We start from the raw sequence: 24768 nt of genomic DNA, 5'->3' as shown, positions 1-24768 counted from the left end.
CCCCTTCGAGCGGGACCCGTTGACGTGGGGGTACGGTCCCGCCAGCAGAACTACAAGCCCCGAGAGCCTTGTTCGGCATCCTAAGGACCGGGCGCACCACGCTTCCCAGGGATCCCGCAGGACAAGCGATCCGACTCGGAATCGTTATCGCGGAAACCCCCGCGAACAGGGCTTATCGACAAATCCACCCGGGGTGTGAGGACGTGAGTACGCCGATAAGCCACAGTTCGGGCATGGGGGCAGCGTGGGTGGCTGAGGTCACGTCACCACTGCTGGCTCCGGCGTCTGTTGGGCGGCCTGCGGCGTCTCCCATTCCGGTTCCGGGCGCTGGGGCGGGCCGCTGACCACCGGTTCCGGCCTGCCCGGGCGGCGGAAGACGGACGTACCCCGTGCCAGGTCATGGCCGATCGCCACCGCCTCGATGTCGGCCGAGGTCCACGTCTGCTGCTCGCGCACCTCCGAGCGGACCTTCAGCCTGCCCTGCACCAGGACGGGGTCGCCGACGGTCAGCGACGCCGCCGCGTTGGTGGCGAGCTGCCGATTGGCCCACACCGTGAAGAAGTTGGTGTGCCCGTCCGTCCACTCGTTCTTCTCACGGTCCAGATAGCGCGCGGTCACCGCCAGCCGGAACCGCGCCGACGATCCCGTCGCGACCTCGCGGTACACCGGCTGTGTGGCCACGTTCCCCACCACGGAGACGATCGTCTCGTTCATCGTGCACCCTCCCTGATACGCCGACGGGCCCGTCCCGTACGGCTGCGTCTGCTGCGAAGCCAGACTGCATCCGCCGGGCCGGACCCGCCGAGCGCTGTGGATCAGTTCTGTGCCTGTGAACAACCTCGCCACCCGAACGAGGAGTTCCGCCAAGGGGCCAAGCCCTGCGCCGTCACCCCACGCCCACTCCCATGACCTTCCCGTACTGCTCCCGCACCTCCCGGTACCGCAGCAGCTCCGCCGCCACCGGATCCAGCACCCGGGCCCGCCCGCACCCGGCGGCCGCCTCCCGCAACCGTCTCTCCGCGTCCGAGCCGTACCGACGGGCCGGTCCCCGCGCCGCCATCCGACAGCCCCACTCCACCAGCGGCCCGCCGATGATGCCCGCCACCATCAGCAGCACCGGCACGCCCAGGTTGGGTGACATCACGCCCACGATCTGGCCCACCAGCCACAGTCCGCCCACCACTTGGAGCAGCGTCATTGACGCCTGCACCAGCACGGCCGCCGGCCACCAGCCCGGCCGCGGCGGCCGCCCCGGCGGCAGGCCCGCCCGCGCCGCCAGGTCGTCCAGTGCCTCGGGCAACCCCTGCGAGCCGCGCACGGCGGCCTCGCGCACCGCCTGCGCCCAGGGCGACGGCAGCCCGGCGGAGGCCCGCTCGGCAACCGTGCGCACCGCCTGCTCCACGCGCTGGCGCGCGGTGGCCTCCTCGTCCGCCTGGGCTCGCAACGGGAGCCGTCCGGTGGGGGGTTCGAGCCGGTCCTGGTACCACCGCCACAGCCGTAGCCAGGGTGTGCCGCAGGCGCGGTTGGCGTTGCGCAGCCAGGCGCGCTCGGCGGCCTCCCCGGCCGCGGTGGCGCCGACGGCGTCCGCGAGGCGGTCGGCGAACTCGTCGCGGGCCTCCTCGCTCAGCCCGGCGCCACGGGAGGTGGCGTAGACGGGGCGCAACCGCCATCCCGCGGCGTCCACGTCGGCGGAGATCCGGCGCGCGGCGGCCCCGCGCTCCGTCACGAACTGGCCGAGTGTCTCGCGCAGTTCGCCGACCCCGTCGCCGGTGAGCGCGGACAGCGCGAGCACGGTCGCGCCCGGTTCGTCGTACTCGCCGAGCGCGATGCCGTCCTCGTCGAGCAGTCGCCGCAGATCGTCGAGAACCTGTTCGGTGGCCTCTCCGGGGAGCCGGTCGATCTGGTTGAGGACGACGAACATGATCTCGGCGTGGCCCGCCATGGGCCGCAGATAGCGCTCGTGGAGCACGGCGTCCGCGTACTTCTCGGGGTCCACGACCCAGATGACGGCGTCGACGAGGTCCAGCACCCGGTCCACCTGCTCGCGGTGCTGCACGGCCGCGGAGTCGTGGTCGGGCAGGTCGACCAGGACGAGTCCGCTCAGCTGTCCCTCGGCGTCCGTGTGCTGGGCGGGGCGGCGGCGCAGCCGGGGCGGGATGCCGAGCCGGTCGATGAGACCGGCCGCGCCGTCGCTCCAACTGCACGCGATGGGCGCGGCGGTGGTGGGGCGGCGGACGCCCGTCTCGGAGATCGTCACCCCGGCCAGCGCGTTGAACAGCTGCGACTTGCCGCTGCCGGTGGCGCCCGCGATGGCGACCACGGTGTGCCGGCCGGAGAGTCTGCGCCGCGTGGAGGCCTCGTCGAGCACCCGTCCCGCCTCGGCGAGGGTACGGCTGTCCAGACGGGTGCGGGACAGCCCGACCAGTTCCCGCAGCGCGTCGAGCCGCGAGCGCAGGGCGCCGTCGTACGCCAGGGGCGCCGCCGTACGCGGGGTGGACGCCCGACTCTCCACGGCGGGAACCTGCTGCTCTTCCACGGCGGTCTCGTTCACCCGCCGCGCGATCAGCCCGTCGTCCCAGCCCGGCCGCCCGGACTCCGCGGGTTCCTCGCCCTCCGGGGGCGCGGGCTCGTCGGCCTCCACGCGCGCGTGCTCCTCGTCGGATCCCTCCTCCGGCTCGGCCTCCTCCGGAACCCCGTCCTCGCCCTCGGTGGGTTCCGTGTGCCCGTGGTCGTGGTCCTGGTCAGTGACGGCGGTCACCGGTCACCTCTCCTTCTGAAGTACGGACAGCGCGGCGATGAGTTCGGCCTGTGGCTCGGGGTGGACGTCGAGCGCGTCCAGGGGGGCGAGGCGGCGTTCGCGTTCGGTGTGCATGACACGGTCCAGGTGGTCGGCGAGCAGCCGCCCGCCCCGGTCGCGCAGCCGCAGCGCGCCATGGGCGCCGAGCCGCTCGGCGAGCCCCTCGCCCGCGGAGCGCGCTCTACGGCCGCCCAGGAGCGCGGTGGCGACCAGGGCGGAGACCGTCTCGGGGTCGGGCGCCGCGCCCCGCTCCAGCTCGCGCACCTCGTCCTCGGCGAACTCCTCCAGCTCGCGCCGCCAGCGCCGTACGGCCAGACCGATGCGGTGCTCGGCGGACTCCAGGGCGCGGTCGCGGTCCTGGAGGGTGGGGGCGTCCGCCGCCGGTTCGCGGCGCCAGGCCTCGTCCACGCGCTCGTCGGCGGCCGTGACGGCACACAGCAGGAGGGCGGCGAGGCTCTCCGTGAGGGCCTCCAGGAGCTCTCCGGCCGAGCAGTCGAGGGGGAAGGCGCGCCAGCGCTTGAGGGCGTCGCCCGCGAGGACGGCACCGGACTGGAGACGGCCCCGCACGCGCGTGTGCTCGCTGTCGTACGCCCCGTCCACGGCCGTCGTCAGCCGCAGGGCCGCTGCGTACTGGGCGGCGGCGGCGCTGGCCAGCTCGGGCATCCGGGCCTTGAGGGAGTCCAGGACGCCGTAGGCCGTGCGGGCCATGACGTGCTGGCGGGCGGCCGGGTCCTGGGCCTGGTGGACGAGCCAGGTGCGCAGCGGTGCCACGGCGGTGGCGGGCAGCAGTCCGCCGCCCCAGGCCGACTCGGGCAGCTCGGGGACGGTGAAGCGGGGGACGTGGCCGAGTCCGGCCTTGGTGAGCAGGGCGCCGTACTGCCGGGAGACCTCGGAGACGACCTGGTGGGGCACGCGGTCGAGGACGGTGACGAGGGTGACGTCGTACTCCTTGGCGGTGCGCAGCAGGTGCCAGGGGACGGCGTCGGCGTAACGGGCGGCCGTGGTGACCATGATCCAGATGTCGGCGGCGCAGATCAGTTCGGCGGCGAGGGTGCGGTTGTCGGCGACCAGGGAGTCGATGTCGGGCGCGTCGAGGAGTGCGAGCCCGCGCGGGAGCGTTTCGGCGGTCTCGACGCGCAGCACGCGCGTGGGGTCCTCGCCGGGCATCAGCAGATCGTCGGCGGGGTCGTGCTGGGGCACCCACACCCGCGTGAGGTCGGGCAGTACGCGCATCCCGCTGAACCAGTGATGATCCTCCGGATGGCATACGAGCACCGGTGTGCGTGTCGTGGGGCGCAGCACGCCCGCCTCGCTGACCCGTCTGCCCACCAGGGAGTTGACCAGCGTCGACTTGCCGGCGCCGGTGGAACCGCCCACGACGGCCAGCAAGGGCGCTTCAGGTTCTCTCAACCGGGGCACCAAGTAGTCGTCGAGCTGGGCGAGCAGTTCGTCGCGGTTGGCACGCGCGCGTGGCGCCCCTGTCAAGGGAAGCGGAAAGCGTGCGGCTGCGACACGGTCGCGCAGAGCGGAGAGGGCGTCGATCAGCTGAGGCCGTACGTCCAAGGTCACCACATGCGAAGAATGCCCAATTTTAGGGGAATTCTGAAGCATATGAGCATGTCTGCGTGCCGACGGAACACAAGGGACGGAAGGGACGACCGGGACAAGGGCACAGTCCAGGCATAACGAGTGCACAACACCAGGTGCGCCAGGCGGCAAAAGCGGTGCACGATTCGTACCTGCCTGCGATTATCAGGACCGCTTCACTGAACCTCCACATCGAGCCACGGAGGCGAAGCAACAGGGACATGGACCCGGGAGCCCTATCCTTGTCCCCGGCAACGTCACGGATCAGCCCACACCCGGGCACCACGACAGAGGCCACCACACCGGCCCCCGTAGCTCAGTGGATAGAGCAGGCGCCTTCTAAGCGCTTGGCCGCAGGTTCGAGTCCTGCCGGGGGCGCCATCTCTCAGCTCTCCTCCGGGAGGGCTTTTTTGCTGGTCAGAGCAGGTGCATCGGCTCGGTGTTCACGATCGTCCAGCGGGTCGCTCATCTGCGAAGACCCCCGAACCACCCCCGAACCACCCCACCCGCCGGCGGCGTAAGGTCGACAACCCCCGCTCCGCCGAAAGGACTTCACCGTGCCGCTGCGCTGTGCCGTGCTCGACGACTTCCAGCAGGTCGCGACCGGGCTCGTGGACTGGTCGTCGATCGCCGAGGACATCGAGGTGGTCTCCTTCGGCTTTCATTTCGCCGACCAGGACGCCCTCGCCGCGGCGCTCGCCGAGTTCGACATCGTAGTCACCCTGCGCGAGCGAGTCCCCTTCCCCGCCTCCCTGTTCGCCCGCCTGCCCCGGCTGCGGCTGCTCATCGCCTCCGGCATGCGCAACAGCGTCATCGACTACGGCGCCGCCGAGGCACACGGCGTCACGGTCTGCGGTACGGCCAGCTCCTCGACCCCGCCGGTGGAACTGACCTGGGCGCTGCTGCTGGGCCTGGCCCGCGGCCTCGTCGAGGAGAGCGCCGCCCTGCGCTCCAACGGTCCCTGGCAGTCCACCGTCGGCGCCGATCTGCACGGCCGACGGCTGGGCCTGCTCGGCCTCGGCAAGATCGGCGCCCGGGTCGCCCAGGTCGGCCTCGCCTTCGGTATGCACGTCAGCGCGTGGAGCCAGAACCTCACCGAGGAACGCGCTGCGGAGGTGGGCGTCGAGAAGGCCGCGAGCAACGAGGACCTACTCACCACCAGCGACTTCGTCTCCGTCCATCTCGCCCTCGGTGACCGCACCCGCGGTCTGCTCGGCGCCCCCGAACTCGCCCTCCTCAAGCCCACCGCCTACCTGGTCAACACCTCCCGCGCGGCCATCGTCGACCAGGACGCCCTGCTCGCCGCCCTGCACGCGGGCCGGATCGCGGGCGCGGCCGTGGACGTGTTCGACACCGAGCCGCTCCCCGCCGACCACCCGATGCGCACCGCGCCCCGCCTCCTGGCCACCCCGCACCTCGGCTATGTCTCCCAGGCCAACTACCGCACCTACTACGGCCAGGCGGTCGAGAACATCAGGGCCTACCTCGCGGGCTCACCCCTGCGACAGCTCCCCTGACACTCACCGCCACACCACGCGCCACACCCCCGCTCGGCTCAACGCCGGGGGTGATCCCGGCCGGTTCGGCGTGACCCCCCGCGATCACCGGCGTTGTAGGGGAAGTGCGGCGGCGCGAACTGCCGCCGCCGAGCTCACCGAGTCAAAGGAGAAGTTGATGTCTCGCATCGCGAAGGCAGCCGCTGTAGCCGTCGGCACCAGTGCCATGGTGGTCGGCGGGGCCGGAATGGCCCTGGCGGACGCGGGCGCAGACGGCACGGCCGCGCACTCGCCCGGCGTCGCCTCGGGCAACGTCGTCCAGGTCCCGATCCACGTCCCCGTCAACCTGTGCGGGAACACCGTCAACGTGATCGCCCTGCTGAACCCGGCCTTCGGCAACACCTGCGTCAACGCCGACGACCACAAGGACAAGCACGGCGGCGGCCACGGCCACGGCAATGGCTACGGCGACTGACACCCTCGTACGGAAAGAGCCCCGGCACCTCCGAGCGCCGGGGCTCTCCCCATGCCATGGACGAAACGCCATGGACGAAACGCCATGGCCGATCGACCTCACGCGTACCGGTAGATCCGGCTGACGTCCTCCAACTGGTCCGGCGTCACGTCCCACGGCGGCAGCTTCTCGTGCCGCGCGACGATCCGCCCCCGCTGCTCGTCCCCGGACGCGGGCGGCTTCGCCGGGAGGTAGCGGTGCACCCGGTGCCGCCGCTGCCAGCGCGTCCAGCACAGGTCGATGAAGGCGTGGTGCAGCCAGAACACCGGGTCGTTGACGGACGCGCCGCCGACCATGTCCCCGCCGACCCAGCGGTGCACCCGGTTGTGGTTGCGCCAGGCCACCGGCCCGCGCCCGGCGCCCCACCCCTCCAGCTTGTTGCGGAACCCCTTGCGGACGGTGGAGTCCCACGGCCCGGCGTCGTAGACCGGGTCCGACAGCGCCCACTCCAGATCGCTCTTGGTCGGCAGCGCGATCGGATCGCGCCGCCGACCGAGGTCCCGGGTCAGGAACCGCCCGTCCGTGACGCTCTCCCGGATCGTCCAGTTGCCCTCCGCGTAGGCGAACGGCCCGGTCATCACCTGCCGGTCGGTGATCCGCCCGGTGCCGCCGAGCAGATCCGCGGTCCAGGGCACGGAACCGGCGGTCCGGTTCCTGGTCCAGTCCCAGTACGGCAGCGTCACCGAGGAGTCCACCCGGCGCAGCGCCCGCTCCAGATCCAGCAGGAACTGCCGGTGCCAGGGCAGGAAGGAGGGCGCCATATGGGCCGTACGCAGTCCGCCCTCGCCGTCGGAGACGTAGTACTCGATGTGCATCCGCACGAACTCGTCGTACTCGCCCCGCCGTTTGACCTCCAGGAACGCCTTCACCAGCCGCCGCCGCTCGGTGCGGGTCAGCGTGCTGACGTCCTTACGCGTGTACGCCATGGTGTTCCCTCGTGTCCGTCCCGGTGTCCCGCAGCCGCTGCCCCGGCCCCAGTTCGTCGACGGCGCCCCGCGCCGCGTCCAGCGGGGTGGCGTACGAGGCGTAGTGGTCGATCATGCTCAGCCAGGAGCCGTCGGCCCGGCGCATCAGATGCAGAGGTACGCCGTCGACGGTGACGTACCACTGCGGGGCGCCGCCGCGGACGTCCGAGGTGCGGATGCCGCGCAGGTGGCGGCCGCGATAGGTCTCGTCGAAGGCCAGCTCCCCGGGCTTGTCCTCAGCCTGTACCGCGCCTGGCCGGGAAGCCGCGACGACGGGCGCCAGCGCCAGCGCCCCGGCCGCGACCAGCAGCCCCCGCAGCAGGTCCCGCCGACCGCCGCGCACCGGGCCGGTTCTCGCCTTCCCTTGCGTTCCCGGCTCCGTCCCCACGGCCATGCCACCGACACCCACGACCATCATGTGCTCCTCATCCAGTTGGTTTGTCGTAGCGGTAACCCCTCGGCGGTCCTCCCGGTCACCGCAGGTACCCCGGACAGCCGAAGGGCCCGGTCGGCGCCGCGCGCCCCGGGCCCTCGCGGGGTCGCGGCTACAGCCCGGGCCCTGCCGTCAGGTCGGCGCCCGTCACGGTCTGGAGGACCGGGGCGAGCAGGCCCACCTGCGGCAGCTTGGGCTCGGGCAGCCCGAAGTTCTCCGGGTTCGGCGGGGTCAGCGGGGCGTCCAGGGTCAGGCCCGGCGCCAGGGTGCGCAGGTCGGAGGCCGGGGCGTCGACACCGACGTGGTCGAACTGGTCGCCGAGGAGCTGCGGCAGCGGAGTGCGCAGGCCGAGGCCCGGCAGTCCGCCGGTGACCGGGAGCTGCGGAATGACCCGCTCGGGGATGAGCCGGCCCTCGACGTACCGCGGCCCTTCGGGGGCGCCGGGCATCGGCACCGGCACCTCGCCGCCGATCGTGGGCAGTTCGATGTTGAGGGACTTCTCCACGCCGTCCAGCGGCACCGGCACCGGGACCGTGCCGACCGCGGCGGCGGGGGCGGCGCCGGCAACCGCGGCCGCGACGCCGGTCACGACGGCGACAAGAGTTCCTCGGGTGGTCGACTTCATATCGGCTACGGTCCCTTCCAGGGTTCGGTGGATCGACGTCCGTACCGCACAACGACTCCGGGATCGTCACGAGCGCACAATTCGCCCGAGTGCCGCAGTAGTACGACCTACGTTCTTTCAGCTCGTCCAGAAGTCCCACCAGCGGGTCAGGATCAGCATCCCGACGATCCCGAGGTGCAGCACCGCCACCGCCCAGGTGAACTCGTCGAAGAACGTCACCAACCAGCCGGGGGCGGGCAGGAGTTGACGGGTGACGAGGTGCGAGACGACGTACCAGAAGAGGACGATCGTCGCGATCCAGGCCAGACAGCACCACAGGCACAGGGCGTTGATCCGGTACAGCGACTCGAACTGGAGCCAGGACACGAACCCGACGCCGAACAGACAGCCCGCCCCGAGGCCGAGCCAGTACCAGCGCGGGAACCGAGCCCCTGCCCACAGGCTGACGCCGACGCAGATGACGACGCCGTAGGCGACCAGGCCCAGCATCGGGTTGGGGAACCCGAAGGCCTCGGCCTGGTCGCTCTCCATCACGCTGCCGCAGGACACCACCGGGTTCAGACTGCATCCGGGAGTGAAGTCCGGATCCTCCAGCAGCTTGAACTTGTCGATGGTGATGACCCAGGAGGCCAGCAGCCCGGCGGCGCCGGTGAGCACCAGCAGCAGGGCGAACCCCCACCCGGCGCCCACGGTCCGCTCGGGCCGTCCCGCGGTCGTGGCCATCAGCCGCGCAGGCTGCGGGCCGGCAGCACCACGTGCGCGGCGGCGTCCAGGGTCTCGGTGGCACCGGCGAACGCGGCCAGCGCCTCCGGGTCGACCGGCTTGCCGGGCTGCGCCTCGGGCCAGGGACGGGTGGTGAACACGAAGTAGGCGAAGCCCCGTTCGCCGACCGCCTCCAGCCACTCCGGCGGCGGGCTGCACTGGGCGTTGAAGCCGGTCATGCTGACGACGGCCTGACCGGATTCGACGAGCAGGCTGACCGGGAGGCTGGGCCGGGACGCGCCGTCGACGAGCTCACCGCCGACCGGCAGGCCGTTGTTCACCAGGAGCGCTTCGACGGCCCTGGTCGAACCCTCCGGGCCCGCGGTGCCGTCGCCGAGGGTGTAGGCGAGCAGATAGGGCATGTCGCCGCCGGGGGCCTCGCCGCTCCAGGCCATCACGACGAGCGTGCCGAGTTCGGCGGCGCTGAAGGCGCGGTTTTCGCTTGAGGTTGAGGTCACCGCGCGACCATATCGACGCCCCGGAAGGCCCCCGGGGCCCTTCTCACCCGACCGGGCGACGCCCCGCGCCCTGTCCACACGAACGAGTTACGCACCCCTCGAACAGCCCCACCGGAACACACCGAGGGCCGATTCCGTACGGCACGGAATCGGCCCTCGCGGCCCCGGAATTACCGGAATTCAGCTCTGGAGCGGAAGTCCGCCGAGCAGTCCGCCCTGGTTCAGCGCGCCGGTGGCGCCCTTGACGGTGTTGAGTACGGAGTCCTTGTTCTCGGTGTCGAGCGCGTTCGACTGCTGCTGGAGCGGCAGCGCGTCGGTGGCCGCGAGGCGACCGCTGGTGAGCGTGTTCACGGCGCCGTTGAGGCTGGTGGGCGTCAGGTCGGCGGTGCTGTTGGCGAACGCGGGGGCGGCGGCTCCGGCGACGACCAGGGAACCGGCGACGACAGCGGCGGCCTTCAGGGACTTCATCGTGTTCCTTTCTTCGGCAACTGCCGTGCCTAACGACCTTGTTCCGAAGCGGAAACCCCGGGCCGTCATCCTCATATGAGATCCCTGAGAGCCGTATGAGTTCTGAGAGCCGTGAGGAAAAGGGAAATAGCCGTTGTGCCGACCGCATCGGCCGGCACAACGGCTGTTCGGGTCTCCCTACGACGCGGGCAGCAGCCCACCGCCGACCGGGAGTTGCGGCGTGGCGACCGGCAGGCTCGGCAGCGCGGGCAGTCCGGCCAGGCTCGGGGCGGGCAGTCCGCCGCCGAGCAGGGTGGCGGCGACCAGGTTGACCAGACCGGTCACCACGGCGGTCGCGGCCGGGAGGACCGCGGCGACGTTGCCGGAGGTGACCGCCGTGAGCAGGGCGTCGACCGCCTTCTGGAGACCGGCCAGGGCGTCGGCGACCAGGTCGGCCGGGAGTTCGGCGGACGGCGCCTTGGAGTCGTCGCTCTTGGTGAGCGTCGGCAGGGTCGGCAGCGTCGTGGGCAGGGTCGGCGTCGCCGGAAGGGCGGGCGTGGCCGAGGTCGCCGGGGTCGTGGGCGCGGTCGAGGTCGACGTCGAGGTCCCCGGGACGGCAACGGCCGGCGGGGCGACCGGGGCCGCGGCCGTGGCCTTGGCGATGGCGTCCTTCACGGCCTGGCCGAGCTTCTGCGCGTCCGCGGCGGGCAGTTGGCCGTTGTCGGCCTTGAGGACGGCGTTCAGCAGCTCGGCGACCGGGCTGAGCACACCACCGACATCGCCCAGGGACTTGACCTGGGCGAGCAGCGCGTCCGCGCCGGGGACGGGCGCATGGGACGCCGCGTGGGTGCGCTCACGGGCGGAGTCGTCGGCAGCGACGGCGGCTGGACCGGCGATTCCGAGCAGGAGGGTGGCGCTGAGTGCGGAGACCGCTATACGCCGTGCGGGCAGGGCACGCATGGGTGTTCCTTTCGGTGGTGCGTCTGATCTTGTGCCCACCGTGAAAGCGCTCGCCGCGCTCTGCAACCGTTCGAACGCCCACCGTAACCGCCCGAACACCGTGTCGAGGGCGTCATGCCTGATGAGAGGGCATGTCAAGGCGACGCGGCCGACCCGCCGTGCGCATGCCCCATTCGGGGCAACGAGAACCGGCCGCCCCTCCGTGGGGATCCACGAAGGGGCGGCCGGTGCGAGGGTCTCGCGGCGACGTCAGTCGTTGACGCAGGTGTTGCCGAACGCGGGGTTCAGCAGACCGATCACGTTGACCGTGTTGCCGCAGACGTTGACCGGGATGTGAACCGGGACCTGGACGACGTTGCCCGACAGCACGCCCGGGGAGTGAGCGGCGGCAGCGCCCGCGCCGGCGTCGGCGGCAGCGATACCGGCGCCGCCCGCAACAGCCGCAGCGGCAACGGACGTAAGGACCAGGCCCTTCGCGATACGGGACATGGAGAGGTGCTCCTTGGGGTTGTCACAAACACCCGGGCGGGGATGCCCGGCGCTGTGTCAACGCGCGACGCGCACGGGGGTTGTGCCGCCAAAGGAGTGATCTCCCGACAGTCAGGCTTCACCATTCCGACACACTTGTCAGGTTTCAACGGATTAATACGGATAGCAACTAGAGTTGCGGACCTCCCTAAACGCCCTTATTGCCCGCAAATAGCACCTTCCGAAAAGAGCAGACCACCAGCCAACGGGGGGCGGCTACGGCGGAGTGCGCGCCCGCGCACGGTGACCAGCCGACCTTCCGGCTCGTTTCCCAGCGGGACGCAGTGTGGACCGGCGCGCTCTTCGCCGCCGTCGACGCCCGGAGCCGAGGCGCGATCCCGCCCGTCCCTGAGCGACACCCGTGAGCGAGGAAACCGCGCAATGCATCTGTCAGCCACCGACCCTCCGCCTCGGGTCCTGCATCTGACCCAGCCCGTGGACGGCGGGGTCGCCCGCGTCGTGACAGAACTGGCGCGTGCCCAGCTCACGGCCGGTCTCCGCGTCACCGTCGCCTGTCCACGCAGCGCCCTGGCCACGGAACTGGGGGCGCTCGGCGCCGAGGTGCACGCCTGGTCCGCCACCCGCGCGCCGGGCCCGACACTCGTTCGAGAGGTGCGGCTGCTCACCCGGCTGATCGAGGACGTACGGCCCGATCTGGTGCACGCGCACAGCGCCAAGGCCGGTCTGGCCGGGCGGCTCGCGGTGCGGGGGCGGATCCCGACGGTCTTCCAGCCGCACGCCTGGTCGTTCGAGGCGGTCGGCGGTGCCATGGCGGCATTGGCGCTCAACTGGGAGCGCAGGTCGGCACGTTGGGCCGCACGAGTGGTGTGCGTGAGCGAGGCGGAGCGGCTGACCGGGGTACGCGCCGGGATCCACGGCCGGTACACGGTGATCCCCAACGGCATCGACCCCGAGCGCTTCCACCCCGCCGCCGTCGGCACCGTACGCGCCGGGCTGCTGCCGGACCTCGACCCCGCCGCACCGCTGGTGGTGTGCGTCGGACGGCTGTGCCGGCAGAAGGGCCAGGACGTGCTGCTGCGGGCCTGGGCCACGGTGACGGAACAGGTGCCCGGGGCCCGTCTCGTGCTGGTCGGCGACGGTCCCGACGGCGGCCCGCTGCGAGCCAGGGCGCCGAAGTCGGTGCTGTTCGCGGGGGCCGTCGCCGACGCCGCCCCCTGGTACCAGGCGGCCGATCTGGTCGTACTGCCCTCGCGCTGGGAGGGCATGGCGCTCGCCCCGCTGGAGGCGATGGCGTGCGGGCGCCCGGTGGTGGTGACCGAGGTGGACGGTGCCCGGGAGAGCCTGCCGCCCTCCCTCGCGCCGCACTGCCTGGTGCCCCCGCGCGACCCGGCCCGGCTCGCCGCCGCCGTCACCGAGCTGCTGCGCGACCCACTGCTGCGCGAGTCCCTCGGCCACCAGGGGCGCCGGCACGTCCTGTCCACGCACGACGTGCGGCACACCGCCGAGGCGGTCGCGGAGGTCTACCGCGACCTGCTGGCACACCCAGTGCCCTCCGAGTACAGGGAGTCCATCCACTCGTGACTGCCGACAGCACCGTCCCCCCGCCCGGCGGTCAGCCACGGGATCCCGGTTTCTCGCCCGTCTCCGTCATGCCCCGGCGCGGCCCGGCCGCCGGTTTCCGCTTCCCGGCCCGGAGACCCCGCCCGCGTCCCGCCTCCCCCGTACCCCTGCTCGCCGCGGACACCGTCGCCGCGCTGCTGGGCACCCTGGCGCTCACCGGCGCCCAGCGCCGCCCGCTGCTGGTCGCGCTGCTGGTGGCGGCCTCGCTGCTGCTGCGCCCGCACCTGCCCCGACCCACCACCGGCGTACTGGACGAACTGCCCGCCGTCTGCGGCCGGATCACGGTGGCCTGGCTGGCGCTGGCCACCGCCGTCGCCCTGCACGCCCCGGGCCGACCGCTCACCTGGCGCACCCTGCTGCTCGGTTTCCTTGTCCAGTGCGCGGCGAGCTGCGCGCTGCGCGCGCTGGTGCACCGGCGACGGACCACCGCCCTGCTCCAACGGCCGCGCGCCGCGCTGGTCATCGGCCCGGCCGCGACCGCGCAGCGGGTGGCCGCCGGGGTGCTGCGCCATCCGCGGTGCGGGGTGCGGCCGGTGGGCATCGTCGCCGACGACCCCGACGGCACCGAGGGCCTGCCCGTGCTGACCACCGGCGAGGAGGTGGAGCGGGCGCTGATCCAGAACGGCGTCCGCGACGTCCTCGCCGTGCATCCGTCGGTACGGTCCGGGCGGGCGCCGTTGCTGCGCGCGCTCGCCGAGTCGGGGTGCGCGGTGTGGGAGGTCGACGCGGACTCCCCGGCCTACGCCGGCCGCGGCCAGCTCGCCGGGTTCGCCTGCCGACGGCTGGACATGGGGACGGCCCGGCGGCGCGGCAGCGTGGGCAAGCGACTGCTCGACGTGACCGTGTCCGGGACGCTGTTGCTGCTGGTCAGCCCGCTGCTGCTGGTGTGCGCCGTAGTACTGCGGCTGACCGACGGACCCGGTGTGGTCTTCCGGCAGGAGCGCATCGGCAAGGACGGGCGCCCCTTCACCCTGCTGAAGTTCCGTACCCACCGCCCGGTCGACGAGCACGAGTCGGCGACCCGCTGGAGCGTGGCCGACGAGGTGCGCATGTCGTGGTTCTGCCGCTTCCTGCGCCGCAGTTCGCTGGACGAGCTGCTCCAGCTGTGGAACGTGCTGTGGGGCGATATGAGCCTGGTCGGCCCGCGCCCCGAACGCCCTTACTTCGTCGCGAAGTTCAGCCAGACCTACCCCGGCTACGCGGCCCGCCACCGGATGCAGACCGGCATCACCGGGCTGGCCCAGATCCAGGGGCTGCGCGGCGACACCTCCATCGAGGACCGGGCGCGGTTCGACAACGCCTATATCGACAACTGGTCGCTGTGGCAGGACATCTGCATCCTGCTGCGCACGGCGGCCTCGCTCGTGCGTCCGACGGGGAGCTGACCGATGACGAGCCTCGCCCTCGCCCCGCCCCGCATCCTCTCCCCGGTGCTCCCGATCGTGGCCGTCGTGGCCCTGCTCGCGCTGCCGGTCGCCCCCGGCGGCGAGGGCGGCGCGGGCCCGGCCGACGCGCTCTCCGCGCTGGCCGTCCTCTACTGCGCGATCCGGGTCGTACGGGACCGGCGGCGCCCCCTGTCCCGGACGGCGGCCGTGGTGCTGGCCCTGCCCGTGCTGGGTCTCGCGGTCGCGGCGGTGGGCGCGGACTCGCCCGGCGCCGGGCTCACCGGCATGGGCCGCTATCTCCAGGTGTTCGTGCTGGTCCCGGCGGCCGTACTGCTGCTGGTCCGGGACGGGGCCGACTTCCGGCTGCTGGCCTGGTCGCTGGTCGCCCTCGCGGGCTGGCAGGGCGCCGTCGGCGTCCACCAGTACGTCACCGGGACCGGCGCCTCCTACCAGGGCGAGCCGATCCGCGCGGTCGGCACCTTCGGGGCGCAGGACGTGATGGGGATGGCGACCGTCGTCTCCTTCGGGGTGGTCTGCGCGGTGGGCCTGGCCCTCGGCAGCACTCCGGTACGGCAGCGGGCGATCGCCGCCGTCTGCGCCCTCGCCCTCCTCCTGCCGCTCGCACTGTCCTTCAGCCGGGGCGCCTGGATCGCGACCGCGGTGACCTGCGCGGTCCAGCTGGTCCTCGGCGGGCTGCGGCGGGCGCTCAAGGTGGCCGCGACGCTGACCGCGGCGGCCGTGATTCTGGTCGGCGGGTTCGGCGTCGGCACAGCCATGCTCCAGGAGCGGATCAGCAGCATCACCCAGGTCACCGCCGCACCCGACCAGTCCGTCACCGACCGGTACAGCATGTGGGCCGCCGCCCTCGGCATGTGGCGCGAACAGCCGCTGACCGGCGTGGGGTTGAAGGGCTTCCCCGAGCACCGGGACGCACACGCCTCGCTCGCCCTGTCCGCCGGCAGCGACACCGAGGGCGCCGGAGCGGCGTTCGTCCGGCAGCCACTGCTCTCCCCGCACAACATGTATCTGCTCGTCCTCGCCGAACAGGGCCTGATCGGCCTGCTGGCACTCGCGGGCGGCTGGCTGGCGCTGCTGGTGTGCGGAGTGCGCCGACTCGTCCGGGTGCGGCAGAAGGGGCTGGGTCTTGAGGACTGCGGGCTCGTCGCCTGCGGGCTGCTGGTGTGGCAGCTCACGGACTTCGCCTACGCCGACATCGGCGGCCCCTCGACCGTGCTGACCGCGGTCTGCCTGGGCCTCGTGGCGTGGTGGGCGCTTGCCCCGAGCCCCGGGGAGGCCACGCCCCGATGACGGTGACGCCTCCACGGACCGGCGCCGACGGCTCGGCGACGCTGCCTTCGGCGCACTCCGGTGACCGCGGCCGGGGCCGGCACCGTAGAGAACTCGCCCCTGTCTCCCGGAAGTTCCTGGCCCGCGCCACCCTCGTCACCGCGGTGCTGTCGATCGCCGGCGCCCTGCTGGGGCTGGCCCGTGACCAGGCGCTGGCCCGGCTGTTCGGGGCGGGGAGCGAGACGGACGCCTTCCTCGTCGCGTGGACCGTGCCGGAGTTCGCCTCGACCCTGCTGATCGAGGACGGCCTCGCCTTCGCGCTGGTCCCTGCGTTCAGCCTGGCGCTGGCCCGCCGCGCCCAGGGCGCCCCCGGTGACCCGGTGCGCGCGCTGGTCGCCACCACGCTGCCCAAGCTGGCCCTCACCCTGATCGGCGCCGCCGCACTGGCCGTCGGCACCGCCCCCTACCTGGTCGAGGCCCTCGCGCCCGGCCTGCCCGACCCCGCCCTCGCCGTCGACTGCACCCGGCTGACCGCGACCTGCGTACTGAGCTTCGGGCTCGCCGGGTACTTCAGCGCGGTCCTGCGGGCCCACCGGCGCTTCCTGGTACCGGCCGCGATCTACGTGGCGTACAACACCGGCATCATCACGACGATGTTCGTCCTCGGCGGGCACTGGGGGGTGCGGTCGGCGGCGGTGGGCGTGGCGGTGGGCGGCGCCCTGATGGTTGCCGTCCAACTGCCGTCCGTGCTCGGGCGGTTGCGCCGCAAGGCGGCTGCGGCTCAGGAGGACTCGGCCCCCGCCGACGGACAGGCCGTGACCCTCGCGCTCGTCGTGACCGTGCTGCTGTTCGCGCTGTGCCGGCAGTCCCAGGTCCTCATCGAGCGGTTCCTCGCCTCCGGGCTGCCCGCCGGCTCCATCTCGCATCTGAACTACGCGCAGAAGGTCGCCCAGATCCCCATGACGCTCTCGCTGATGCTGTGCACGGTCACCTTCCCGATGGTGGCGCGCGCGATGGCCGAGGGCGACACCGACCTGGCCCGCGCCCGCGTGGAGCGCGATCTGGCGATGGCCGCCTGCGTGGTGCTGCTCGGCGCCGCCACGGTCATCGCCTGCGCCCCGCAGATCATCGAACTGCTCTTCCAGCGCGGCGCGTTCACCGAGCGGGACACCGCCGCCACGGCCGGAGTGATGCGCGTCTACGCCCTCGGGCTGCTCGGCCAGACCCTGGTCGGCGCGCTGATCCGCTCCTACTTCTCGGCGGGCCGCCCCACCTGGTACCCGATCGCCACGATGGCCGTCGGCATCATCGCCACCACCTGGATCGGCGTGGCGACGGTACGCCCCTGGGGCGTGCACGGCATCGCCGCCGCCAACGCCGCCGGCATCACCGTCACCGCCGTCCTGCTCCTCGCCGGGATGCGCCGCCGCGCGGTCCCGGTGCACACCCGGCGGGTGCTGCACGAACTGAGCAAGCCGGTCCGGGCCGCGGCGCTCGCGACGGTGGCCGGTTCCCTGGTCGCCGCCCGCCTCGACACTCCCTTGTCCGGTCTCGCCGCCGGTGCGGCCACCGTCACCGGCGTGTTCCTCCTGCTCGGCCTGCTCATGAACGCCCAGGGCCTGGCCCCCGCACTGCACTCCGTACGCACCGTCACGCAAAGGCTCCGCCATGTCCGTTTCCGTTGACACCGGCCCGCGCCCCGGGCCCCGCCCAGGTCCGGTCCCGTGGGTGGCGATGTACCACTCCGTGGGTGACTGCTCGGACGACCCCTACCGGATCACCGTCACCCCCGAGCGCCTCGACGATCAGCTCGGCCGGCTGCGCCGCCGTGGCCTCAGGGGCGTGTCCATGGCCGAACTGCTCGCCGCCCGCGCCCGGGGCGAGGGGCGCGGTCTGGTCGGGCTCACCTTCGACGACGGCTACGCCGACTTCCTCGACCACGCCCTGCCGGTGCTGCGCCGCCACGGCTGCGGCGCCACGCTCTTCGTCCTGCCCGGCAGGCTCGGCGGCGACAACGCCTGGGACCCGCTGGGCCCGCGCAAACCCCTCCTGACCGCCGACGGCATCCGGCACGCCGCCGCGGCCGGGGTGGAGATCGGCTCGCACGGACTGACCCATGCGGACCTGACGAAGGCCGACGACGACCTGCTGCACGCCGAGACCGCCCGGAGCAGAGCAGTGCTCTCGGATTTGATCAGTGCTCCGGTCAACGGCTTCTGCTACCCCTACGGCACGGTGGACGCCCGCGCCGTCGCCGCGGTCCGCGCGGCCGGATACACCTACGCCTGCGCGATCGACCCCGGCCCACTCACCTCCCCGCACGCCCTCCCCCGCGTCCACGTCGGCCAGAACGACACCGCCGTACGCCTCTATCTCAAGCACCGCCTGCACCGGCTGCGCCGACGTCCCGTGGCGGGGTTGCGATGAAGGCGCTGCACATCATCACCGGCCTCGGCGTCGGCGGCGCCGAGCAGCAACTGCGGCTGCTGCTCAGACACTTGCCGGTCGACTGCGATGTCGTCACGCTCACCAACCCGGGCTCGGTCGCCGACGGCCTCGCCGCCGACGGGGTGCGGGTCGTGCACCTCGGCATGGCGGGCAACCGCGACCTCGCCGCCCTCCCCCGCCTCATCCGCCTGATCCGCACCGGCGGCTACGACCTGGTCCACACCCACCTCTACCGCGCCTGTCTCTACGGCCGCCTCGCCGCCCGCATGGCCGGGGTCAGGGCCGTCGTCGCCACCGAGCACTCCCTCGGCGACTCGCAGATGGAGGGCCGACGGCTCGGCACGGGGGTGCGCGCCCTGTACCTCGCGGGCGAGCGGCTCGGCCGGATGACGGTGGCCGTCTCCCCGACGGTCGCCGACCGCCTGAAGCGCTGGGGCGTGCCCTCACCCCGGATCGAGGTCGTCCCCAACGGCATCGACCTGGACCGCTTCCGCTTCGACCCGGCGCAGCGGCTGCGCACCCGCCGCCGTCTCGGCCTGCCCGAGGACGCCTACGTCATCGGCGGCATCGGCCGCCTCACCGCGGGCAAATCCTTCGGCACCCTCGTCCAGGCCCTGGCTCAACTCCCCCACGACCACTGGCTGCTGCTGGTCGGCGGCGGCCCCGAGGAGAGCGTCCTCAGGCGCACCGCGCACGAGGCGGGCGTCGCCGACCGGGTCCTGTTCACCGGCGAACGCCCCTACGTCCCGGACGGCTCCCCCGGCCCCGACCTGCCCTCCCTCACCGCCGCCATGGACGTCTTCGCCTCCCCGTCCCCCGAGGAGGCCTTCGGACTCGCCGTCGTGGAGGCGCTGGCCTGCGGACTCCCCGTGCTCTACGCCTCCTGCCCCGCGATCGAGGACCTCCCCGCGCACACCGCGCCGGGCGCCCGCCAGGTCCGCGGCGGCCCCGAGGAGTTCGCCCGCGCCATCGCCGCCACCCGCGCCGCGGCCCCTCGCCCGCGCTCCGCGCCCGAGGCCGCCCTGCGCTACGGCATCACCCGCAGCGCCGACCGCCTGATGGACGTGTACGCCGCCATCACCGTCCCGTCCCCGTCACCCCAGAAAGTCAGCTCCTCATGACCGAGAACCCCACCGGACCACGCCGCCCGACCACCCCACTGGCCCGCGCCAGGGCCCTGCCGCCCTGGTCCCTGATCACGGCCGGCGCCCTGGCCGGCGGACTCCTCGGCGGCGCCTACGGCGTGCTCAAGCCGCCGAGCTACACGGCCACCAGCTACGTGGTCGCCGTACCGAACGAGAAGTCCGACCCGACCGCCGCGCTCGGCTTCGCCCAGGCCTACGGCCGGGTCGCCACCCAGGTCGCGGTGCTCGGGGACGCCCAGGTGTGGGCGGGCGTGCCGGTGTCGACGCTGAAGGAGAGCGTGCGGACCGCGACCTCCCCGGACGCCCCGATGGTCGCTGTCACCGCCACCTCCGGGCGCGCCGACCTCGCCGCCGACATGGCCAACGCCGTCGCCCGCGCCCTGACCCGGCACGCGGCCGACTCCGAGAAGGCCACCCACATCGAGCTCCAGCAGTTCGCCCGCGCCACCGAGCCCACCGAGCCCTCCTCCGCCTCCCCCACGGTCACCGGCCTGGTCGGTGCCAGCGCGGGCGGCCTGCTCGGCGGCCTGGTGCTGCTGGTCCGGCCCCGCCGGTCCGCCGACGGCCACGGCCGCCCCGCCGTACCGGGACCGGCCCCCGCCGCCGACGTTCACGGGCAGCTGTGACGTACTCGACGGAACTCGTCACCGACGAGGCCGCCTTCGCCGCCCTCGCCCCCGACTGGGCGCGGCTGTACGGCAGTTGCGCCACGGCAACCCCCTTCCAGAGCCACCCCTGGCTGCACTCCTGGTGGCGCTCGTACGGCACTCCCGGCCGGCTCCGCCTGATCCTGGCCCGCGACGACCGGGGCCGACTCCTCGCTGCCGCCCCGCTGATGAGGGTGCGCCGACCGGTGCCCTCGCTGGTGCCGCTCGGCGGGGCGATCTCGGACTACGGCGACGTCCTGCTGGACGACGAGCGGGGCGAGACGGCGGAGGCCGCACTCACCGCGGGCCTCGCGGCGGCCGCCCGCACCGCGCTGATCGACCTGCGCGAGGTCCGTCCGGGCAGCGCGGCCGAACGCATCTACGACCGCTGGTCCGGCCCGCGCCACCGGGTGCCGGACTCGCTCTGCCTGGAGCTGCCCGCGGCCCCGCTGCCCGAGCTGATCGCCCGGCTGCCGTCCACCAAGGCCCAGCAGCGGGTACGCGCCAAACTCCGCAAGCTGTCCGCGCTCGGCATCGAACGGCACATTGTCGAACCGGCCGAGGTCGACAAGGCACTGCGGCGGCTGCTGGAACTGCATCAACTCCAGTGGCAGGACCGCAAGGTGACCTCCGAGCATCTGCGTCCCCGCTTCGGCGACCATCTGGTGCGCGCGGTCGGGCCGATGGTGGCGTCCGGCGACGCGGTCGTCACCGAGTTCCGGCTGGACGACGACGTGGTCGCCGTCGACCTGACCCTGCTGTCCCGACGCCTGACGGGCGGTTACCTGTACGGCGCCCATCCGTGTCTGCGGGAACGCAAGGCGGACGTGGCGGTGATGCTGCTCGACGCGTGCGCCGGGCACGCCCGGGGCACCCTGAGCCTGCTGCGCGGGAACGAGCCGTACAAGCAGCACTGGCGGCCCGAACCGGTCGAGAACCGGCGGCTGTTGCTGGCCCGTCGGCGCACCGCCCCGCTGCTCGCGGCCGCGGTGTGCCACGCGCACGCCCGGCGGTACGGCAAGGAACTGCTGCGCCGCCGAAAGGAGCGCGACCGTGGCGACAGGCCCTGAGGGACCTGCCGCCACCAGGGGCTCACCGGTTGCGCGAGTACCAGTCGAAACGCAGGCACAGCTTTCCGCCGAGCCAGTACTCCACCCAATCACCGAGGTCCAGCGGGGAGCAGTTCGGCGGCGTGGTGGGTTCCACCGGCGTCGGGGTGGGCGAGGGCTCCGGCTCGCCGGTACGGCCGAACAGCACCGAGCGGTAGACCTCGCTCGACTCGGGGTTGTCCTCGCACTGCCACACGCCGTGCGGGCAGTAGTCGGTCAGCGTGTTGTACAGCGGCTTGTGCTCATCCATCCAGGCGAGCATCCGCCGCATGTATTCGGCGTTGTCACCATTGCGGAAGAGCCCCCATTCGGGATAGGAAATGGGCTTGCCGTGCGCTTTGGCGAAGTCCACGTGTTCCTGAAGTCCGTAGGGCTCTTTCACCTGTTCGTCGAACGACATTCCACGCGGCTGGTCGTACGAGTCCATTCCGATGATGTCGACCGTGTCGTCCCCCGGATAGCACTGCGTCCAGGGAATGGCGTCCCGGCCCCGGGTCGGGGTGAAGTCGAACCGGAATTCCGCGCCCGGCACCGAACGCATGGTGGTGACGATCCTGTTCCAGTACTTCTTCCAGGCCTCCGGGTCGGGGCCGCAGCGATGGGTGTACGTGATGCCGTTCATCTCCCAGCCCGGCACGATCACCGTGTCCGGCACCTTCAGCTCCACCAGGCGCTGGGCCAGGCGGCGGAAATGGTGATCGAAGACACCGGCCGCGCCCTGCCGCAGCAGCAGCCGGACCTGGGCGTCGGAGACCCGCTCCTCGTTGCGCTCCAGCATGGGGACGTTGAGGACGAACATCCGGTCCGCCCGCTCCCGTCGCCAGTTCGCCCAGGTCTCCAGGAAGTCGGGGGCGCCCTCGATATTGCTCCACCGGTCGCCCGGCAGATAGGTGTGGCCGACACGCAGCTGCGCGCCGCCCAGCCACTGGCTGAGCTCGTCGATCCGGGCGACGCCCCGGGAGCCGTAGTCGAGGTAGGCACCGAAGGCGGGGACGTCCTCGTCCGCCGTCACGACCGCGGGTGCCGGAGCGGGCGGATCGGCGGCCCGTGCCGCCCCCGCGCCCGCGGCGAATCCAGGACCGGACGCCAGGGCGGCGGACGCGACGACCGTCGCCGCGACACACGCCAGCCGACGGCGGGACCGGGTCGGTCGCTGCTGTGGGGCCATGCCTGCTCCTTTCTCCACACTCGCGGGATTACCCATTACTGACACTCAGTCATATGAACAGGCATTACGCCACCGCCGTTACGGCTTTCGAGTGCCCCGCTCGCCCGACCGAAGGAATTGAATCCGTGTCGCTGTTCGACACCCGGGTCCCCGCCGTACTTCTGCGGATCGACCGGAATCCCTTTCACCACGGAACACTGGGCGCCGTGCGCTCGCTGGGCCGGGCCGGCGTATCCGTGCATGTGGTCGCCGACTGCACGGCGTCCCCCGTACGCGCCTCCCGTTTCCTCACGCAACTCCACCCGCCGCCACCCCCGGGCGCCGCCGCGGCCGATGTCGCGGTGGTGCTGCGCCGGGTGGCCGCCCGGATCGACCGGCCGGCCGTGCTGATCCCGATGGACGACGCGGGCGCGGTCGCGGTGAACCGGCTGCGCAAGGAGCTGTCCCCCGCCTATCTGCTGCCCCAGCAGCCCGCTTCACTGCCGGAGCGGGTGGCCGACAAGGCCGAACTGGCCGCCCTGTGCGGGGCGGCGGCCGTACCGCACCCCCGGACGGTCGTCCCGGCGAGCGCGGCCGAGGCCGCCGCGGCGGCCTGGCGCCTTGGCCTGCCGGTGGTGGCGAAGTGGAGCCGCCCCTGGCTGCTGCCGCCCGGCAGCGGACTGCGGAGCACGACGGTGATCCGCTCGGCCCAGGAGGCAAAGGAGTTGTACGCCCGCTCGACGGAGGCGGGCAGCCGCCTGCTCCTCCAGGCCTATCTGCCCCCCGGCCCCGACCTGGACTGGTTCTTCCACGGTTACGCCGACCGCACGGGCACCCTCCGCGCGGGCGGCCCCGGAGTGAAACACCTGTCCTGGCCCCGGGGCGCGGGCCTCACGGCGGCGGGCCGCTGGACCCCCAACCCCCAGGTACGGACCCTGGCCGAACACCTGGTCTCCGGCCTCGGCTACCGAGGCATCCTCGACCTCGACTTCCGCCGCTGCGTCACAACGGGCCAGTACCACCTGCTCGACTTCAACCCCCGCCCAGGCGCCCAGTTCCGCCTCTTCACGGACACCGCGGACCTGGACGTCGTACGGGCCCTGCACCTGGACCTGACCCACCGCCCCCTGCCGACGGGGGCCGAGCGGCCCGGCCGGCTGTTCGTGGTGGAGAACTACGCCCCCCTGACCGCACTGCGCCCGGTCCGAGCGGGCCGTGAGTCGGCCTGGTACGCCAGAGACGACCGCCTCCCCGGCTGGGCCATGTGGGCCCTGTGGACCCGCCACGCCTCCCGCCGCATCCTGACCCGCCTGCGCCACCTGCGCAGCCGCTCCACCGCCCCGGCCGACGCCCGCGTGATCCGCCAGGCGCCCCCGCGGGTGACCGACGACGAGAAGGCGAACAGCCGCTGACGCAGGGCCCGTGCCCGAGCCACACCGCTCGGGCCGCTCCGGAAACGGCGAAGGTGCCGGACGCTGTGGACGTCCGGCACCTTCGCTCGATTCACCGACGGGACGCGGCTCTGCCTCGTCGGTACAGCACTGCCCCGGCCACGATCAGCGCGGCGCTGGCGCCGGCCGCGGCCAGGGTGGCCTCCCCGGCACCGGTGTCGGCCATCTCGGGCGGCGGCCCGTGGTGCCCCGGCGGCTTCGTCGGCGGCGTCGTCGTCGGCGGCTTCGTGGGCGGCGTCGTCGTCGGCGGCTTGGTGGGCGGCGTCGGCGGCTTCGTCGTGGGAGGCGTAGTAGGAGGCGTGGTCGGCGGGTGCGTCGTCGGCGGCTTGGTCGGCGGCTGCGTCGGCGGCTTTGTGGGCGGCTTCGTCGGGGGCTTCGTCGGCGGGGTGTCGCCGTAGCCGCCCTCCGGCTCGTCCTCGTGACCGCAGTCGTTGCCGAACACGGGGTTCAACGCGCCGACCACATCGACGGTGTTGCCGCAGGCGTTGACCGGAACGTCGACCGGAGCCTGCGCCGCGTTCCCGGACCCGACACCGGGCGAGCCCTCGCTCGTCCCGGACGCCGAACTTCCGGAGCCGTGGTCGAAGTCGGACGCGTGGCCGTCGTCGAAGCCGTCGCTGTAGCCGCCACCGGGGCCGCTGTCAGAACCGCTCCCGGAGCCGTCCTTCCAGCCGTCCTCGGAGCCGCCATGGCGGTCCGAATCCCCGACGTTGGCACAGTCGTTGCCGAAGGCCGGGTTGAGCGCGGAGGCCGCGTCGACGGTGTTGCCGCAGACGTTGACCGGGACGTCGACCGGCGCCGACACATCGTTGCCGGACAGCACACCGGGCGAATCCGTCGCGGTCCCGTTCGCGCTCGTGTCGGCGAGGGCGGGAGCGCCGCACAGGGACAGAATGCTTGTCGCGGCCGCGGCCGCGACCATTCCCCTGCTCAGGGTCTGTCGCAATCTCGTTGTCTTCCTGCTGGTAGAAGTGGGAAAAGCCGGCCTCGGAACGG

Annotated in this window: 24 protein-coding genes and 1 tRNA gene; 12 read left to right on the top strand and 13 right to left on the bottom strand. The window is 72.8% G+C overall.

What is annotated here, in order from left to right:
- Positions 1–258: 258 nt before the first annotated feature.
- The 3 genes from BN159_RS27705 to BN159_RS27695 form a co-directional block, all read right to left on the bottom strand.
- Positions 259–714, bottom strand: a complete 456-nt coding sequence (locus BN159_RS27705) for a single-stranded DNA-binding protein (protein WP_015660318.1) — start codon at positions 712–714, stop codon at positions 259–261.
- A gap of 172 nt (positions 715–886) precedes the next feature.
- Positions 887–2758 carry a YfjP family GTPase gene (locus tag BN159_RS27700; protein ID WP_015660317.1) on the bottom strand — a complete coding sequence of 624 codons (1872 nt, stop codon included), beginning with the start codon at positions 2756–2758 and terminating at the stop codon, positions 887–889.
- A 3-nt stretch (positions 2759–2761) separates the two neighbouring features.
- Positions 2762–4369, bottom strand: coding sequence for a dynamin family protein (locus tag BN159_RS27695; RefSeq protein WP_015660316.1), 1608 nt, complete (start codon positions 4367–4369; stop codon positions 2762–2764).
- Positions 4370–4689: 320 nt separating this feature from the next.
- Here BN159_RS27695 and BN159_RS27690 point away from each other — a divergent pair.
- The 3 genes from BN159_RS27690 (at position 4690) to BN159_RS27680 (ending at position 6355) form a co-directional block, all read left to right on the top strand.
- A tRNA-Arg gene (locus BN159_RS27690) sits at positions 4690–4765 on the top strand.
- Between the two features lie 176 nt (positions 4766–4941).
- Positions 4942–5901, top strand: a complete 960-nt coding sequence (locus BN159_RS27685; protein WP_015660315.1) for a D-2-hydroxyacid dehydrogenase family protein — start codon at positions 4942–4944, stop codon at positions 5899–5901.
- Positions 5902–6058: 157 nt separating this feature from the next.
- Complete coding sequence (locus BN159_RS27680; RefSeq protein ID WP_015660314.1) at positions 6059–6355, top strand: chaplin; 297 nt, start codon at positions 6059–6061, stop codon at positions 6353–6355.
- Between the two features lie 98 nt (positions 6356–6453).
- Here BN159_RS27680 and BN159_RS27675 read toward each other — a convergent pair whose 3' ends face one another.
- The 8 genes from BN159_RS27675 to chpG form a co-directional block, all read right to left on the bottom strand.
- The gene (locus tag BN159_RS27675; protein ID WP_015660313.1) at positions 6454–7320 is read right to left on the bottom strand and encodes a tyrosinase family protein; all 867 of its coding nucleotides are present in this window, start codon (positions 7318–7320) and stop codon (positions 6454–6456) included.
- A complete protein-coding gene (locus tag BN159_RS27670; protein ID WP_015660312.1) occupies positions 7304–7774 on the bottom strand; it encodes a tyrosinase family oxidase copper chaperone in 471 nt (156 codons plus the stop codon). Before BN159_RS27670 ends, BN159_RS27675 begins: the two co-directional genes overlap by 17 nt.
- Before the next feature lie 130 nt (positions 7775–7904).
- Complete coding sequence (locus BN159_RS27665) at positions 7905–8417, bottom strand: hypothetical protein (RefSeq protein ID WP_015660311.1); 513 nt, start codon at positions 8415–8417, stop codon at positions 7905–7907.
- 117 nt (positions 8418–8534) lie between these two features.
- Positions 8535–9140, bottom strand: a complete 606-nt coding sequence (locus BN159_RS27660) for a vitamin K epoxide reductase family protein (RefSeq protein WP_015660310.1) — start codon at positions 9138–9140, stop codon at positions 8535–8537.
- Positions 9140–9637, bottom strand: coding sequence for a DUF5949 family protein (locus BN159_RS27655; RefSeq protein ID WP_015660309.1), 498 nt, complete (start codon positions 9635–9637; stop codon positions 9140–9142). Before BN159_RS27655 ends, BN159_RS27660 begins: the two co-directional genes overlap by 1 nt.
- Positions 9638–9817: 180 nt before the next feature.
- Complete coding sequence (locus BN159_RS27650; RefSeq protein WP_015660308.1) at positions 9818–10105, bottom strand: hypothetical protein; 288 nt, start codon at positions 10103–10105, stop codon at positions 9818–9820.
- Positions 10106–10282: 177 nt separating this feature from the next.
- Positions 10283–11044: a hypothetical protein gene (locus tag BN159_RS27645; protein WP_015660307.1), complete on the bottom strand. Its 762-nt coding sequence runs from the start codon at positions 11042–11044 to the stop codon at positions 10283–10285.
- Between the two features lie 249 nt (positions 11045–11293).
- A complete protein-coding gene (gene chpG, locus BN159_RS27640; RefSeq protein ID WP_015660306.1) occupies positions 11294–11533 on the bottom strand; it encodes a chaplin ChpG in 240 nt (79 codons plus the stop codon).
- Positions 11534–11953: 420 nt separating this feature from the next.
- Between chpG and BN159_RS27635 the strand changes: the two genes are divergently transcribed.
- Genes BN159_RS27635 through BN159_RS27600 form a run of 8 tightly spaced genes read left to right on the top strand, consistent with a single transcriptional unit; the run spans position 11954 to position 21135 of the window.
- Positions 11954–13114: a glycosyltransferase gene (locus tag BN159_RS27635; protein WP_015660305.1), complete on the top strand. Its 1161-nt coding sequence runs from the start codon at positions 11954–11956 to the stop codon at positions 13112–13114.
- Entirely contained in the window at positions 13111–14538 is a 1428-nt protein-coding gene (locus BN159_RS27630; RefSeq protein WP_015660304.1) for an exopolysaccharide biosynthesis polyprenyl glycosylphosphotransferase, read from the top strand. The genes BN159_RS27635 and BN159_RS27630 overlap by 4 nt, the downstream gene beginning before the upstream one ends.
- Positions 14539–14541: 3 nt before the next feature.
- Positions 14542–15846 (top strand): O-antigen ligase family protein, encoded by a 1305-nt coding sequence (locus tag BN159_RS27625; RefSeq protein ID WP_015660303.1) that lies wholly within the window; start codon positions 14542–14544, stop codon positions 15844–15846.
- Positions 15843–17510 (top strand): murein biosynthesis integral membrane protein MurJ, encoded by a 1668-nt coding sequence (gene murJ / locus BN159_RS27620; protein ID WP_015660302.1) that lies wholly within the window; start codon positions 15843–15845, stop codon positions 17508–17510. The genes BN159_RS27625 and murJ overlap by 4 nt, the downstream gene beginning before the upstream one ends.
- A complete protein-coding gene (locus tag BN159_RS27615; RefSeq protein WP_015660301.1) occupies positions 17494–18252 on the top strand; it encodes a polysaccharide deacetylase family protein in 759 nt (252 codons plus the stop codon). The genes murJ and BN159_RS27615 overlap by 17 nt, the downstream gene beginning before the upstream one ends.
- A complete protein-coding gene (locus BN159_RS27610) occupies positions 18249–19394 on the top strand; it encodes a glycosyltransferase (RefSeq protein WP_015660300.1) in 1146 nt (381 codons plus the stop codon). Before BN159_RS27615 ends, BN159_RS27610 begins: the two co-directional genes overlap by 4 nt.
- A complete protein-coding gene (locus tag BN159_RS27605; protein WP_015660299.1) occupies positions 19391–20044 on the top strand; it encodes a YveK family protein in 654 nt (217 codons plus the stop codon). Before BN159_RS27610 ends, BN159_RS27605 begins: the two co-directional genes overlap by 4 nt.
- Entirely contained in the window at positions 20041–21135 is a 1095-nt protein-coding gene (locus BN159_RS27600; RefSeq protein WP_015660298.1) for a GNAT family N-acetyltransferase, read from the top strand. The genes BN159_RS27605 and BN159_RS27600 overlap by 4 nt, the downstream gene beginning before the upstream one ends.
- A gap of 22 nt (positions 21136–21157) precedes the next feature.
- Here BN159_RS27600 and BN159_RS27595 read toward each other — a convergent pair whose 3' ends face one another.
- On the bottom strand, positions 21158–22342 hold the full coding sequence (locus BN159_RS27595; RefSeq protein ID WP_015660297.1) for a glycoside hydrolase family 26 protein: 1185 nt from the start codon (positions 22340–22342) through the stop codon (positions 21158–21160).
- Positions 22343–22467: 125 nt separating this feature from the next.
- Here BN159_RS27595 and BN159_RS27590 point away from each other — a divergent pair, with 125 nt between their 5' ends.
- Positions 22468–23733, top strand: coding sequence for a carboxylate--amine ligase (locus BN159_RS27590; protein ID WP_015660296.1), 1266 nt, complete (start codon positions 22468–22470; stop codon positions 23731–23733).
- Between the two features lie 91 nt (positions 23734–23824).
- Here the strand turns inward: BN159_RS27590 and BN159_RS27585 are convergent, their stop codons facing one another.
- A complete protein-coding gene (locus tag BN159_RS27585; RefSeq protein ID WP_015660295.1) occupies positions 23825–24694 on the bottom strand; it encodes a chaplin in 870 nt (289 codons plus the stop codon).
- Positions 24695–24768 lie beyond the last annotated feature (74 nt).

The organism is Streptomyces davaonensis JCM 4913, from assembly GCF_000349325.1.
GTDB classification, from domain to species: Bacteria; Actinomycetota; Actinomycetes; order Streptomycetales; family Streptomycetaceae; genus Streptomyces; species Streptomyces davaonensis.
Note: the sequence above shows the minus strand (reverse complement) of the source record. Positions and strands in the feature narration are given on the sequence as shown.

Bases quoted from the DNA above. Each gene is read 5' to 3' on its own strand.
- BN159_RS27635 (WP_015660305.1), top strand. From the start codon at position 11,954: ATGCATCTGTCAGCCACCGACCCTCCGCCTCGGGTCCTGCATCTGACC.
- BN159_RS27660 (WP_015660310.1), bottom strand. From the start codon at position 9,140: ATGGCCACGACCGCGGGACGGCCCGAGCGGACCGTGGGCGCCGGGTGG.
- chpG (WP_015660306.1), bottom strand. From the start codon at position 11,533: ATGTCCCGTATCGCGAAGGGCCTGGTCCTTACGTCCGTTGCCGCTGCG.
- murJ (WP_015660302.1), top strand. From the start codon at position 15,843: ATGACGGTGACGCCTCCACGGACCGGCGCCGACGGCTCGGCGACGCTG.
- BN159_RS27650 (WP_015660308.1), bottom strand. From the start codon at position 10,105: ATGAAGTCCCTGAAGGCCGCCGCTGTCGTCGCCGGTTCCCTGGTCGTC.
- BN159_RS27615 (WP_015660301.1), top strand. From the start codon at position 17,494: ATGTCCGTTTCCGTTGACACCGGCCCGCGCCCCGGGCCCCGCCCAGGT.
- BN159_RS27705 (WP_015660318.1), bottom strand. From the start codon at position 714: ATGAACGAGACGATCGTCTCCGTGGTGGGGAACGTGGCCACACAGCCG.
- BN159_RS27605 (WP_015660299.1), top strand. From the start codon at position 19,391: ATGACCGAGAACCCCACCGGACCACGCCGCCCGACCACCCCACTGGCC.
- BN159_RS27585 (WP_015660295.1), bottom strand. From the start codon at position 24,694: ATGGTCGCGGCCGCGGCCGCGACAAGCATTCTGTCCCTGTGCGGCGCT.
- BN159_RS27625 (WP_015660303.1), top strand. From the start codon at position 14,542: ATGACGAGCCTCGCCCTCGCCCCGCCCCGCATCCTCTCCCCGGTGCTC.
- BN159_RS27680 (WP_015660314.1), top strand. From the start codon at position 6,059: ATGTCTCGCATCGCGAAGGCAGCCGCTGTAGCCGTCGGCACCAGTGCC.
- BN159_RS27595 (WP_015660297.1), bottom strand. From the start codon at position 22,342: ATGGCCCCACAGCAGCGACCGACCCGGTCCCGCCGTCGGCTGGCGTGT.
- BN159_RS27645 (WP_015660307.1), bottom strand. From the start codon at position 11,044: ATGCGTGCCCTGCCCGCACGGCGTATAGCGGTCTCCGCACTCAGCGCC.
- BN159_RS27610 (WP_015660300.1), top strand. From the start codon at position 18,249: ATGAAGGCGCTGCACATCATCACCGGCCTCGGCGTCGGCGGCGCCGAG.
- BN159_RS27670 (WP_015660312.1), bottom strand. From the start codon at position 7,774: ATGGTCGTGGGTGTCGGTGGCATGGCCGTGGGGACGGAGCCGGGAACG.
- BN159_RS27665 (WP_015660311.1), bottom strand. From the start codon at position 8,417: ATGAAGTCGACCACCCGAGGAACTCTTGTCGCCGTCGTGACCGGCGTC.
- BN159_RS27675 (WP_015660313.1), bottom strand. From the start codon at position 7,320: ATGGCGTACACGCGTAAGGACGTCAGCACGCTGACCCGCACCGAGCGG.